We start from the raw sequence: 13694 nt of genomic DNA, 5'->3' as shown, positions 1-13694 counted from the left end.
TTTACAGAAAGCTTTTGCGTATGTCAGCCCGCGAGACCAACAAGCGTCATTGGCTCGCGAGACAATTCGCCGTTACAGTCAGGCTCGTGCTTGGATGATATCGGTATGGACGAAGTCATCACCCTTGAATAGCAGGGGCTCACCGGTCGTCTTTGCGAGCGCGTAAGCAAAGCAGTCGCCGAAATTGAGTTTGGCGGGATGCCCGCTGCCTTTACCAAAATCGCGATAGGCCTCGCGCGCAATTCGCGCCTGATCCTCGGTGACGGGTTCGATCGCAATGTGCGCTTCTTTGACAAGATCGTCGAAGCGCCGGCTGGCGATAGGATCGCGGCTTCCGTCGATCACCAGCGCGGTCTCAACGAAATTGGCAGCGGACACGCGCCGGATCTGATTTCTCTCGATCGCGACGGCGCAATCCTGTGCTTCGGGTTCGTTGCGAAGGATCGCGACCAGCGCAGACGTGTCGATGATCATCGGGGTAGCCCTCGATCATCGTAAAGCAGTTTGTCGTGATCGGCCGATCGATACGGTTCCTTCAATCGCTTGGCGCAGTCCTTCCCAATCTCCACAAGACGATCCGCCAGGCTGGCCCCCTGTTCGCGGCGGACCCTATCAAGCCGTTCACGAACGGCGGTCGTTACCGCCGCGGTCATGGATTCGCCGGTCCGCTTGGCAAGCTCTTCGGCCAGACGATGCGTCTCCGGGTTTTTGATGTTCAAGCTCATTCCTGGTACCCTTCTAGCCCACATCATATACCGTTCTACCATGCCTTGTAAAGTTTAGGGATCCCAGGAACTCGATGCTGGCGGCTGCCGAGGGCGGACAGCGCCGCTCAGCCCCGCTCAGAACTTCCACCCGCGTCAACCGACCTTAAGGCTAGCCTTAAAGCCACATGCTTCCTCGCAGCCTGTATCGAACAAGGCGGCCCTCCGCGGAGCAAATAGGCCGATCACCCCAAGTTAAAGGGCATCAACTGCTATACGTTGCTATCCACGCCGCGCAGCACCTGCGATTTGGTAGCCAAGCAACCCTGCCCTGCCTCGTCTGCGGCCGCCAACCGTGCGACCGGCACCATTGGCGTTTTGCTCAGATCGCGAATTGAGGCACAAGGTTAGCGATGAATTTACGGTGCCGCTCTGCCGAGCACATCACCGCGAACTCCACCGCGCCGGCAAAGAACGAGATTGGTGGGTGAGAGTCGGTCTCGAACCAATCATCGTGGCACGCAAGCTTTGGCTGGAAACTCACCCGCTCTCGGTTGCCCCACTCGTCCTGGAGGAAGGTAATGCGATTGCGGCGCCGCTGTGACCACTTTGCCTCAGCAGTCGCGGCAGACGCAGACGCGCGAAACGAACTTAGTTACCGGGACTTCCGACACTCGCTTTCCCAGATCAAATCCAACCGCGGGACGCCGAGCGCGGCGTGATCTTCCCAAGATTCCTGCGCGCGACCACCGGGTCCTTCCTCGGAAGGCCGACCGTGATTTCGGTGATCTCGGAATACGCTTCGAAATTGCTCGTGCGAAGACGCCCGCAATGGATCAATCGTCATTGTGAGACGCGACAGCCGGCAAGCCGACGCCGTTTTGCCGCCGAATTAATTGAACCCGCGAACGATTCGGGGCCCTGCCCGCAGCCGACGTACAAAAGCTCGGATTTCCTCCCGCACGGCGCGGATATAGAGCAGGTGCGTGATCGCAAAGGACAGGAGGCAAGTCCCCAAAATGGTCGCCATCACGTACAGGCCAACGCCCGGCGGGACCGCAACCGGTACAAGTGATGCCTGCGTAACGGTGGGTGCACCAACCTGCCAGGAGAGGACCAAAAACCCCGCATACGCCGCGCTCAGGTGAGTTGCGATCGTGAAAAGGGGCCGGGACTTGGCTGCGAGCCCAAAGCAGGCAAGCACGAAGATCGGAAGCGCAACCCCGAAGAACTGAAACCCATCCATCGGAATGAAATAGCTCAAAACTGCATCGCTTCGCTGAAAGATGCCGAACATCCTGAGATTGATGAACCAGAGAAGTTCGGAGCTGGGGGCATATTGAAGAGCACGTGCAGCCAATTCGGCGCAAAGCGTGGCGGCGAACAGCGCGAGTGGCCCCAAGAATTGTAGCTTAAAAAGACGGTTCATAAGACAAGCCATACGTCAAAAACGTTAAGCTTGCCTTAAAGGTTCCCCGGCATAAGGCGCCCCGCCTCGCCGATTCTAAAAAGATCAATACAAACAGAGTATTACGAGTAGTTGCTCTGATTATGGTTGATTTTCCGCCGGTCTTTCAATGAACCGTCGGCTGCCATTGAGCAGCTGAAGATTATTGGCAATAACCGGGTTAGTCGGATCAAGCGAATAGGCCTTCTCAAACTTCCGGCGCGCTGCACTCAGATTGCCGCGCAGCATATACGAATATCCCTGATCATTCAGGATTTGGACCGTTTCTCCCCCCAACCGGATCGCTTGGACATAAGCCTGATCGGCAAGATCGAAGCGACGCAACCGGTCATAGCTCGCTGCGAGTCCAATCCAGGCCGTCACATCCTTCGGGGCCTTTTCGACCGCATCCTTGAAATACCGCTGGGAGATCCCGTAATTGCCGCGGTTGAAGTGTTCCAATCCCATCCGCACAGGTTCATCGGAAGGATAATATTTGACGTCGGTCGGCTCCTGCACAGGGTCTGGACCGGCTGGAGCAACGGGCGCAACTACGGCAGCGTCACGCACAGTTGGTTCTTGCACCGTTTCGCAACCTGCCAAGGCTGTGGCCAGTAAGGCGCTAGCCAGCCAAAAAAGAAGGCGCCGCATAATCCGTTATCCCCGCCCCATTTACTTGCACCGTTCGAAATATCATTCCCACACTAACATGAGCGGGGTTAGAGACGTGTTACCGGTAAGCCACATGCCCCCATTGAAAAAGACGCCGGATAAACTCCCCTGCCCGGCCGACCCCGGCGTTCAACGTATATGACTAAACGCCGCGCTTAACTTTACTACTACCGGTAGCAAAACAACCAAAAGCCCGGGTAAATACAGATTCGGATTTCTACCCGTAATGGTCACGCTGCCGACCGTCCACCCGGGAACGCGCGGTGTCCTTGCGGTGGCGACGCCGATTCGTTAAATCTAAAGCTCATGTGGCTGACTTTGGCTTCTTTGTCTCTCAACTCATTAACGTGCGGCAGCACCTCCAACGCCCACGCTCACGCCGCTACCACCCAAGAGGACGCCACCACCTGCGTCGACTGTTGCTGCCGTTGCGCCCGCAGCTCCCATTGGGAGGCCCTCTCCCGAGATAGCAGGTAACGGATCGCGTGGTTGGGTACCGCTACGATAACGCACAATTGCACCTTGGGTCTTCGCCGCCCCAGCAACGATCCTGCGATCGCCGACGTAGCTCGGCCAGGGATTGATCGTGTGGGTCACGGCATTGGCCTGCTTCGCGTCGCCGGCACTTAATGTCATGGTATCAGAACGCTGGAAATAACGATCCATTTCGTCATTGCCGGCCAAGCCGTTGCAAGACCCGAGTGTAAAGACCGCGAGTAACACCGTGCATGTCATATCGGTCGTCCTTCAGTTGAGGGTCTTGACAACGGGCTGCTCGGTTACAACCGCCGGCGGCTCGGACAGGCGCACATCGGGCGCGATGATGTGCCCGTAAGGCCCTTTGACGTCACCGCCGGAATTGACGTAGTCATTGTAGCGCTTTTTCACTTCCATCTGACCGTTGAGGAAGAAGTCGACGTCATTCGCCGGCAATCGCGAATCGAGGGGCGACGCCAAGGTCTGCCCCGGGGCCGCCGGCGCGACCAGACGCGGCGTCACGATGATCACCAGATCCGTCTCTTTCTGTTGATAAGATGCGCTTCGGAACAACGCACCGAGGACTGGCACCGAGCCGATCCAGGGCAATTGCGAGACATCCTGCGAGTTGCGGGTCTGGAGCAATCCGGCGATCGCGAAGCTCTGGCCGTCGCGCAATTCAACCGTGGTCCGCGCGTTACGGCTGGTCAACGCCGGAACTATCGTCCCCTGAATCGTCACCGCATTGGCGAAATCAAGCTCGCTGACCGACGGCTCAACCCGAAGGTTGATCACGCCGCGCGACAGAACGGTGGGCACGAAAGCCAACTCGACGCCGAACTTCTTGAATTCGATGGAGATGGTGGGAAAGCCGTTCGCACTACCCGTGGTAGAGGGTACCGGCACCGGAAATTCACCGCCGGCCAGGAAGCGCGCCGACTCGCCCGACAACGCCATCAGGTTCGGCTCGGCCAAGCGGCGCACCAGCCCCTTCGTCTCCAGGGCCTGCACTAGCAGATCGACCGACGTGCCGTTATTCAGCTTCAGGACATTCGTTAAGAGGTTGCCGAACGGAGCCGCGCCACTCAACAGCCCTCCCGCGGTGGCGAGAACAGGAACTCCTTGGGGGGTCCTAAATGGTAGTGGTGCTGAGCCGGCGGCGCCGGCAGCTCCACTATTTCCAACCTGCGTGAGGTTGCCATTGCCGGCATAGAGGTTCACGCCCAGTTCGCGGCCAGCGGACCTCGCGACCTCGAGGAAGCGCACTTCCAGCATGACTTGCTGCGGCCCCGCCACGTTCATGGCGTTGACGACGACGCCGCCCTTGGGGACGATGCCGGTGGCAATCGCCATGGCTCGCTCGGCGGCGACCGCATCCGCGGCCATTCCACTCAGCACCACCTGGCCCTCCGCGGCCGTGACACGGATGCCGCGCGTGCCGGTCGATGACTGGATATTCTGCTGCAGGTTGCCCGTATCGATCGCGACCTCGACATCGAGGATGCCGATCTGCTTCATCGTATTGTCGAACAGGATGACGTTGGTGGTGCCGGTCTGCTTGCCCTGAATGTAGATCACGTGATCGCTCAGCGACCTCACCTCGGCGATGTCGGGCGAGCCCGAGACAATGGTCGAAAAAGCTGTATCGACCCTGAAGGTGCGTGACTTGTTGATGGTCACCTTGACGCGCTGGACGTCACTCATTTCGCTGACGAACACGCCGCTGGACGAGCCTCGCCGCTCTGCCGCACCCACGCCGTCAGCGGAACCAAACAAGACAAGCGCCGCGCCAAGAAGTACGACTCTCAAGGCGAGAAGCCTCCCACCGTCCTTGCTCGCAACGCGTCTCATTCCATTCCCCTTCGCCACGATACGCGGCTGCTTCGCAACACCCCCAAAAAACAACGGCTTCGGCGCCCTAACAGCTTCCCTTCGCGCACCACGTCGTAGAGCTTACAATCGGTTCCGTGATAAATCGTTACCTTTGTATTCTCCTGGCGCGCACTGGTTTTGGGCACCGACTCCGCGCCCCGCAGAGAGCACTTTCGTGTCCTCCCGCCGGACGAATACATCATCATCCGTTATGTGCCTCGTTTTGCAAGGAAAGACCTTCACCGGGCTGTCGCAACACCAGAGAAAATTCTCCAATGTTGCCAACAAGCACCACTTTCCGTGCCAGCCTAGGGTGACCTGCAGCGTGAGCACCTTCGTGACGATCACTCATGGGTGACGGCCCGAGCAACCACCGCGTAAAACTCGCATTAAAGGGCTGGTTTTGGTTAATGTTTTCGTTATTTTTGCTTTAATTATCTCCCAGCCGCTCCTCCGCTTGGCAGCCTGAGCCCGGGCAAAAGCTCCACTAATCGACGCGGAAAATCTGTTCAGAAGCCGGGGTCGAATCTCTGTCGCTTACCGCCAGAATGATTCCTGGGAATGTGCTAAAACGGAACTGAGGTGGACGCGCTCGGCGCGTTAAATGCTGTGCCCCATACCGGCATTATCATGGTGAAATTTGGTTGAGATGCCGTAACAGTAAGCGCAGTGGCTCCCACAGCTGGCGCCGGTATGCTAAGCGTCGGCGGACCGCCGGTGATATACAGCAACGGGGCAACGGCTTGTTTGGCTGCATCGGATGGCAGGGGGTCACCGGTACAGCTCGAGGGTGATGTGTTAGTCGCCGACCATGGTGACGAAGGGGTTATTCCTATTTCGGTAGGTGTGTAGCAATAGATCATCATTGCCCGAGCACCAGCATTCGCGAGCGACCGCAATGACTGGGCAGTGATTGCATAACGTCCCAGATCGAAAATGGCAAACATCAACATGAACAAAGGCACGGCGACGAGGCAAAACTCCAGCGCCGCGACGCCTCGTTGATCGAGCTTTCTCATCACTGCACCAAAGCAACGACCTGGCTGTGAGAAACAGTGCCCGGAGCACAATTATTCGAGCTCATGAAGGCATTACCGTTGATGGTGATCGTGTTGGCGATCACTTCTGTACAGGTCGTATTAGCATTTTGAGTACTTCCGCCCCACGTAACATCGACGTGGGGGAAGTACATCGCGCCGCCCAAAGTAACCGTGCCGCCGTTGATCGTGACAGCATTGTTGCTCCTGTTCGATGTCTGATCGTCAATCAGAACGCCATTCAAATCAGAAGAGAAAGCGTTGGTCGCAGGGGCGGAGAGGTTAACATTAGCGGTACCACTAATGGAAAGGCCCGCATTATTAGTCCCGAGCAAGACGAGGGTTACGCCTAGACCTGTGCCTGTAGGTGGCCAGGGTGTGCAGGCGGTGCAGGTGACGGTCCCACCATTGATGCTTATCGCTGCGTTATAGAAAATGTAGGTTCCTGGGGCAAAATCTACATAGTCTCCCGTTGTCACCGTGAGCCTTGTGTACGCCGCCGTACTACCAAGACCACTGTTCGGGGCCATCCTATAGCAATTATTCGTGCCGGCAGGTACCCCAGACGGGCAGGGATTTACTACTATTCTTGGATCTGTATTGCCCGTCCCTGTCCAGTTGTTGAACGTGGCAGTATCCAGTCTTTGCAGCTGGAGGGGGGCCTGCGCTGGCAGCGCATTGTAGTTATAAGGCACGCTAATATTGCAATGGCCCGTGGAGGCGACACAGCCAGTTACGCCATTAACGGCCCAACCGGAACCACTAAAAGTCGGAGTGCTATTGTATTTGACGGAGTTGTCGGACATCAGCCCGCAACCATTCCCGGTTATGTTGCTGCTGCCGCCGATTGTAAGTGCGTTATTATTCGGTCCAAGTCCCAACCCACACAGGTCTTTCGGATTCTTGACTTCGGCGATGGCTTGAGCGCGGACGGTGATAGTGGACAAACCAAGCACTTTTGCCAGGTATGTTGGCTGTTGCTGCGCAACAATGGCACGAACGCGACTGGAGGTCGGCTGATCGATCCCCACAGTCTGCGTCGTTCCTGTCGGGGGCGAGCTCGCACAAGGATACGAGATGTCGCGAGGGTCGCAGAACTTGTTCTGATCGGCAAATTGTTTGCCACGATAGACATAGTCTTGTGCTGTATCACAACTGCTACCAACAGCGGCGTTCGAGCATGCCACCCGCAAGGCGCCCGAATAGGCTGCCGCGTCAGCGGCGTTTTGCGCGTGTTGCTTGGTGACGTACCACGATCCCGCCTCGGCCCCGAGTGCGACCACTCCGATCAGCGGCACCAGGGCAATGACGGTCGCGAAGGCGACAGAACCACGATGGCAACGGAGCAAGTTACGCATCGACATTCTCCTACTGGAATCGTTGCGAGTAAGTTACCGTGCAGTTGCTGCACAACACTGATCCAAGCACCATTGGTGACAAGGTAAAGCTTGTAGAAAAGAGGAAGTACTTCGGCCAGGTTGTGCCGGCACAGGGGGCCGCTGCCCCGGCATCACCGCATTTAACCGCCGCACTGACTGTGTAGCCATCGACCGTCGTGGGTAGCGAGCTTTGCCAGGTGCTGATACTGGTCGCATCGGTAGCGTCGGGGTTGGAATACTGGGTACGCTGTCCCATATCACGCAACGCCTGATATGCAGAGTTGAACTTGAAGCCGGCGACGGCCATGTCGGCAAGCGGCACAAGCAGGGCCAGCATCATGAAAAGGGAAACGATGGTCATCTCCAACGAGGCGGCGCCGCGTTGATCCGAGAGCAGGACCGCGGCGGTCACTTTGTCGTTTCCGGCCAAAACCGTTCTTTCAGCCATAGTGTTACCCTCGGCCTTGCCCTGACCCTTAAAACATTTAGCTCTGAACACCTTGCTGCTGCAGCATAACATCCTTATTGCGTTCTGCTTTATCGGCTCCGTAATGGAGGCTTCGAACCCCGACATCGTCATCCGCTATGAAAGAATTTATGGATCATAAGCCTTCCTCGACAGGGGCGGACCAAAAATCCGATCGTTAAGACCAGTGTCAACAGTGTGTGCTCATAGCTTACTTACCTGCGCTGCTGAACGTAGCGATGAGGCGCAGATACGGACTTCCACCCAAAATGACGAACATGGCTGGAAGCATGAACAACACCATCGGAATAGTCAGCTTGGCGCCTAACTTGTGTGCTCTTTCTTCCAGCCTGGTGATACGTTCTCGCCGGAGGTCGACAGCGACACTGCGCAGGGCCTGGCTCAACGGCGTTCCGTATGTCAGGCTTTGGCTGACAATGGTACCGACTCGGCGCAGTCCCTCTGACGTAGATCCGAATTTCTCGAACGCATCGCTGCGATTTGGCAATATCCGGAGATTATCAAGAAGATCGTATAACACCCGGGCGGTCGCAGGACTAGTCTCGTTCATTTCTTCCGCTACTCGTTGCACCCCGCTCTCCAGACCCATTCCCGCTTCGGTGCATACAACCAGCAAATCGATAGCATCCGGCGTGCCTAGCCGAATGGCAGCATCAAAGCGCCGTTTCAGCACCAACAGGATCAATCGCGGCCCCATAATTCCGATCAACAGGCCAATGAGCGTGAAGATCAACACATCGGTCAGTGGCTTCCCAGAAAGCTGCGCAACAAAAAAGGCACTGATCGGGAATAAGAAACTGCTGACAGTTTTGACACCGATCCAGATCGGCAAGGCTCGATAATGGTTGAAACCGGATGATTGAAGGATCGTCCGTAGTTGATCCAGATTTTCCTCGGCATAGAAGCGCTGATACCGCACGCCGAGCGATGAAAACCAACCGGTCATGTTCTGGATGGGGGCTGACTTGCTGGGAATGCCCATCACAGCGTTTGACACCCGTGTGTTCAATGCACGAAAGTGTATTTCGCGAATGATCAACACGCAGGCCGCAGCCGCAACTGCTATGGCGAAGGCCAAGCTGAGACCAACACTCATAGTGCCGTATCCTTTCTGATCATCCAACGTATCACAAAGTGCCCGACAAGCACTGAGGATGCTGCGTACGCCAGCAGTTTGTTTCCGGTCGGATCAGAGAACAGTAGATCAACTGAGTGCGGACTGATCCAGTAGAATATCCCACCTACAATGAAGGGCATTAATGAAAGTGCTCGCGAAGAAAAGATCACCTCTGCTGCCAGAGCCTTCGCGCGAGCAGCTAGCGCAACACGCTGGCTCACAGTGTCTCCCAGTGTCTGCAAGGTTTCGCTCAAACTGCCACCTGACTTCAGCTGGACTGCAAGCGTCACCGCAAACATCGCATACTCTGCCACCTGCGTTCGCCGATAGATAGCCTCTACAGCTTCCGCCGGAGGTCTCCCCAGACTCAATTCGCTGCATGCAATAGCAAACTGCCCAGCTGTTGGTTGCGGCATCTCGCGGGAGATGGAGCGAAATGCTTCGTTCACAGGCAGCCCGGATCGGACAGTACTTGCCACAATCTGGATCGTATCAGGTAGCTGTCGAAAAAGTTGATTGGCGAGGCGACGTTGCTGCCATCCAAACAGACCTCGCACCACCATGATGGCCACAATTGCAGCCGCAAGATTCACGTAGAGGGTGGGAAAATCCAGCAGGCTATTAACATAAAAGATTGCCGCGGCTGCGATGACACCGGCAAGTAGCGCATATGCGGGGTGCCAAAGGTAAGTTGTCTCTGCGTTGTAATTGGCCAAGCCGTGGATAAACCGCCATCGGGACCCGGCCTGTAACCGACGAATGGAGGGCAGGCTCGCCGAATGTGAGGTTGGTAAAGCTATTGCTACCTGACGATTGATGCGTCTTTCTCGAGCGTCGAGCCACAACGACACGACCGTTGCGCAGATCAGGAGCGCCAGGACAATGATGATCAAATACGGCAGCATTATAGTTGCCTCATAGCGTCAGCCCAAGCTCGATCAAGCCCATAATAGGCAAGACGGCTCTTGAATTTTGGGACTGCGTGGGTGGACCGATAGGCGCCCAATATCCGCCCGTGAACATCCTCCTCTTGGTATTCGAACGCCGCGATGTCATTGGTGGTGATCACATCGGTTTCCAGGCCAGTCACCTCGGTAATTTGGATAATGCGACGTTGTCCATCCCGCATGCGTTCTACTTGCACGATGATATCCAACGCAGCGACGATCTGGGATCGAATCGCCCGCAGCGGCAGGTTTGGCTGTCCCATCTGCACCATGTTTTCAATACGGGTAAGTGCGTCGCGGGCTGAGTTAGCATGCACCGTGGAGATCGAACCATCATGGCCGGTGTTCATCGCTTGCAGCATGTCAAACGCTTCAGCGCCGCGCACTTCGCCTACGACGATCCGGTCAGGACGCATGCGCAGGGCATTCCACACCAGATCGCGTTGTGTCACCTGCCCGGTGCCCTCGAGGCTCGGAGGCCGCGTCTCCAGGCTGATCACGTGCGGCTGTTGCAGCTGCAACTCTGCGGCATCCTCGATGGTGACAATGCGCTCACTGTGATCAATGAATTGGCTGATGGCGTTCAACAGTGTCGTCTTGCCAGAACCGGTACCGCCAGAGACCAGAACATTGAGCCGAGATCGGCCGGCAACCTCCAGCAATTGTCCCATGGCAGAGGTCATTGTGCCGTTTTCGATCATTCCGGCCAAATTTAAACGGCGACTTGGAAATTTTCGGATGGAAATGCAGGGACTATGGATCGCTAGCGGTGGGAAGATGATGTTGACTCGGCTGCCGTCCGGCAAGCGGCAATCCACCATCGGACTCGATTCGTCAACGCGCCGTCCAACCTGGGCCGCGATCTTCTGCGCCACCGATGCGATGTGATCATTGTCGCGGAATCGCATCGCGACCCGTTCCAGCTTGCCGTTTCGCTCGACATAAACGTTACTTGGTCCGTTGACCATGATATCGTTAATCGATTGATCCATCAGGAGCGGACGCAGCGGCCCGTAGCCGGTCATGTCGTCCGCAATCTCGTCCGCTAGCTGAAACTGCTCGCGGCCTGACAGTTCGAGCCGTTCCTGGTTGGCGATTCCATGGATGATTTCCTCGATCTGCCGCCGAAGAACATCGCGGGAAACAGTTGCGGCCACCGATGGCTCAATCTGCTCAATGACCCGTTCGCGCAGCGAAGCCGGCATCACAGCTCGTTCGCGCAGCGAAGCCGGCATCTCGCCTCGTTCGTGCAGTGAAACTGGCATCACGGGCTGGTCGGTCGAAGGTTCGTCGCGGTCTGGCGTCAACGCCGGCAAACCGGTTGGCGTGCCGTCCCTTTCCGCTGATGCAGGAAAACGGGTTGGCGTGCCGTCGCGTTCGCGCGTACCGAATTTTTTCGTCACCGGAACAGCCTCCTCAACCATCCTTTCCGCTGGGCGCCGACGCCAGCGATCTCCCGTACAATGGGGGCGAGGTGACGGCGCAGTTTTGATACGTGCTTTAAAGCTGGAATTCCGAGATTGACCGCCTGGGTCATCCCCTTTCCGAGATCGGGAATCACCATGTCTGGTTCTGCGCCCAAGGCCTTGACAATCGTGGCCCTGGGAAGGCCCCCGGGACGATCGGCGCGATTGAGCAAAGTAAAGACTCGATCTTTACCGGCGATGTTGGTGACGGCGGCGCGGAGGGCATGGGCATTGCGAAGTCCGGTCACTTCAGCCTCCAGCAGCACCAGCACGTGGCGAGAAAGCGTGATCACCGGATGGATGGATGGCGGAAACGGGACTGGTATATCGACAACGATGTAATTGAACCGTTGACGGAGCAGACCCAGCACATGTCTCACTCCCGCTTCAGTGATGTCGAGCTGCGCATCCAGGTCCTCATCGGCGGAAATCAAGCAAACTCGTTCGTTGATTTCGATTGCCGCGCGTTCGAGGAACAAGGTGTCCGCCCGCATCGGGTTTTCCAGAGCGATGCGCAGCCCTGGCCCAGGCCGAACACCCAACATCACCGCCGTTTCGCCGTTTTGCAGATGAAGGTCGAGCAGCGCGACCTTGCCCTTTGTGGTCTCGGCCAGTTGCAGTGCGAGATTGATAGCGATACTCGTGGCTCCGGCGCCTCCCTGCGCGCCGCAGATCGAGATCACATGCCCACCACGATCGGCCGCACCGGGTGCCACGTCGCCAAGCAGCAGCTTTGGACGCAGCTGATGCAGCACCATATCGCGCGTGAGCGGCCTCGGAAGGTACTCGGTCAAGCCGATTTCAATCAGCTCGCGGTAGAAGGTGATCTCTCTGCTCTCGCCGATCAGAGCTACCAGGACATCGGGTGGGCAGACGCTGGACAACCTTTCCAGTTCGGTAAATGGATCATCGATTCCACTAATGTCTGCTACCAATGCGAATAGCTCGGTGTCGGTCTCGAGCATCCGTATGGCATTGCGGATCGTGCCACGCCTGATCGACACGTTGCTACCTTCGAGCCCTTTGCGCAAAGCCGCTGCACTGAGCTCGTCGTTTACGAAACAGATGATTCGGTTGCGCGTTGCAACAGACGGAGTTTCATCAGGCGGGCTGACCATTGCCATGTCGACGCTCATCGCACTTTCTCCGGCGGCTTTACGGCCCCAACCTTATCGGCTGCATTAACCACCACCGTTTCACTCTGGCCGGCAATTTTCGGCAGCTCACCGCAACCGGCGGCTGAATCCTGTTTCCTGACTGAGTATTCCTGGACCTTACCGCCACCATAAACCACCACCGCTGCACTCTGGCCGGCAACAGCATTCTGGCGGGCTATTTCCGGCGACACGTCGCAGCTGGAAATAGTGCGACTGTCCGCTGCGTCCCGTAGCTCGACCGCTGATCGCATGGCCAAGGAGAGCGATCCGAGATTTTTTGCGACCGCGATCTTCTTGACCTGCTCGGGCGCAAGCTGCAGTGACACAGTTTGCGCTACCTTCGCGGCCGTGGCGTTATTGGCTCCGCCGCCTTGCACAATCTCCTGGTCAATCGCGATGATTCGAACATTCTGGAGAAGGGTTTCGCTCAGAGCGCGACGCGCGACATCAGCGTTCGCGGCTACTTGGGTCAAGACAACATCCACATAGTCACCCGGCTTGATCAGGCCCGAGACACCAGATTCTGCGTCAACCTTGATGCTGATGGCACGGGTACCCGGTTCCAAGACGCTCGCGAGAAAACCCCGATCTCCCCGGAGCAATACGTTTTCTGATGTGATAGGACTGCCGGTGTCGAGGTTCTTGCGAACCAGAGAGCCCTGAAGTCTGTTCCTATCGTCGGTCGTATCGCGGATCGCCCCTGTTGGAACGCTATCCAACGGATCGGCGCGGAAATCTTCGTCGCGTGTCAATGTACCAGCCTTCAGCGGACGTGCCGCGACAAGATACCGAGTGAGAGGCGCCGGCGCCTTTTCCGTGACCTGTACCGGGACCTGTGCGTTCGGCAGGTTCATGCCGTAGGCAATAAGTCCGAGCGCAGCGGTCGCGAGCAAAAGAACCATTATGATCGAGAGACGCAAAGTAGATGACAT

Annotated in this window: 13 protein-coding genes; all 13 read right to left on the bottom strand. The window is 57.1% G+C overall.

The annotated features are described in order from the left end of the window. Positions 1 to 78 precede the first annotated feature (78 nt). A complete protein-coding gene (locus tag V1289_RS41135) occupies positions 79 to 474 on the bottom strand; it encodes a type II toxin-antitoxin system VapC family toxin (protein ID WP_334404978.1) in 396 nt (131 codons plus the stop codon). Then, on the bottom strand, positions 471 to 725 hold the full coding sequence (locus V1289_RS41130; RefSeq protein ID WP_334404976.1) for a type II toxin-antitoxin system VapB family antitoxin: 255 nt from the start codon (positions 723 to 725) through the stop codon (positions 471 to 473). Before V1289_RS41130 ends, V1289_RS41135 begins: the two co-directional genes overlap by 4 nt. An 871-nt stretch (positions 726 to 1596) precedes the next feature. Next, complete coding sequence (locus V1289_RS41125; RefSeq protein WP_334404975.1) at positions 1597 to 2133, bottom strand: hypothetical protein; 537 nt, start codon at positions 2131 to 2133, stop codon at positions 1597 to 1599. A gap of 120 nt (positions 2134 to 2253) precedes the next feature. After that, positions 2254 to 2802 carry a tetratricopeptide repeat protein gene (locus tag V1289_RS41120; RefSeq protein ID WP_334404974.1) on the bottom strand — a complete coding sequence of 183 codons (549 nt, stop codon included), beginning with the start codon at positions 2800 to 2802 and terminating at the stop codon, positions 2254 to 2256. A gap of 768 nt (positions 2803 to 3570) precedes the next feature. Next, complete coding sequence (locus V1289_RS41115) at positions 3571 to 5151, bottom strand: type II and III secretion system protein family protein (RefSeq protein ID WP_334404972.1); 1581 nt, start codon at positions 5149 to 5151, stop codon at positions 3571 to 3573. A gap of 587 nt (positions 5152 to 5738) precedes the next feature. After that, the gene (locus V1289_RS41110; protein ID WP_334404970.1) at positions 5739 to 6191 is read right to left on the bottom strand and encodes a TadE/TadG family type IV pilus assembly protein; all 453 of its coding nucleotides are present in this window, start codon (positions 6189 to 6191) and stop codon (positions 5739 to 5741) included. Next, complete coding sequence (locus V1289_RS41105) at positions 6191 to 7567, bottom strand: pilus assembly protein TadG-related protein (protein ID WP_334404968.1); 1377 nt, start codon at positions 7565 to 7567, stop codon at positions 6191 to 6193. The genes V1289_RS41110 and V1289_RS41105 overlap by 1 nt, the downstream gene beginning before the upstream one ends. A 10-nt stretch (positions 7568 to 7577) precedes the next feature. Then, complete coding sequence (locus V1289_RS41100; RefSeq protein WP_334404966.1) at positions 7578 to 8036, bottom strand: hypothetical protein; 459 nt, start codon at positions 8034 to 8036, stop codon at positions 7578 to 7580. Between the two features lie 229 nt (positions 8037 to 8265). Continuing rightward, positions 8266 to 9171, bottom strand: a complete 906-nt coding sequence (locus V1289_RS41095) for a type II secretion system F family protein (RefSeq protein ID WP_334404964.1) — start codon at positions 9169 to 9171, stop codon at positions 8266 to 8268. Continuing rightward, on the bottom strand, positions 9168 to 10097 hold the full coding sequence (locus V1289_RS41090; protein WP_334404962.1) for a type II secretion system F family protein: 930 nt from the start codon (positions 10095 to 10097) through the stop codon (positions 9168 to 9170). The genes V1289_RS41095 and V1289_RS41090 overlap by 4 nt, the downstream gene beginning before the upstream one ends. Next, on the bottom strand, positions 10097 to 11404 hold the full coding sequence (locus V1289_RS41085) for a CpaF family protein (protein ID WP_442896226.1): 1308 nt from the start codon (positions 11402 to 11404) through the stop codon (positions 10097 to 10099). The genes V1289_RS41090 and V1289_RS41085 overlap by 1 nt, the downstream gene beginning before the upstream one ends. 134 nt (positions 11405 to 11538) lie before the next feature. Further along, entirely contained in the window at positions 11539 to 12741 is a 1203-nt protein-coding gene (locus V1289_RS41080) for an AAA family ATPase (RefSeq protein WP_334404958.1), read from the bottom strand. Next, positions 12738 to 13694 (bottom strand): Flp pilus assembly protein CpaB, encoded by a 957-nt coding sequence (cpaB, locus tag V1289_RS41075; protein ID WP_334404956.1) that lies wholly within the window; start codon positions 13692 to 13694, stop codon positions 12738 to 12740. The genes V1289_RS41080 and cpaB overlap by 4 nt, the downstream gene beginning before the upstream one ends.

Origin of the sequence: Bradyrhizobium sp. AZCC 2289 (assembly GCF_036924615.1) — a bacterium.
Taxonomy (GTDB): Bacteria; Pseudomonadota; Alphaproteobacteria; order Rhizobiales; family Xanthobacteraceae; genus Bradyrhizobium.
This window is presented reverse-complemented; position numbering and strand designations above follow the sequence as displayed.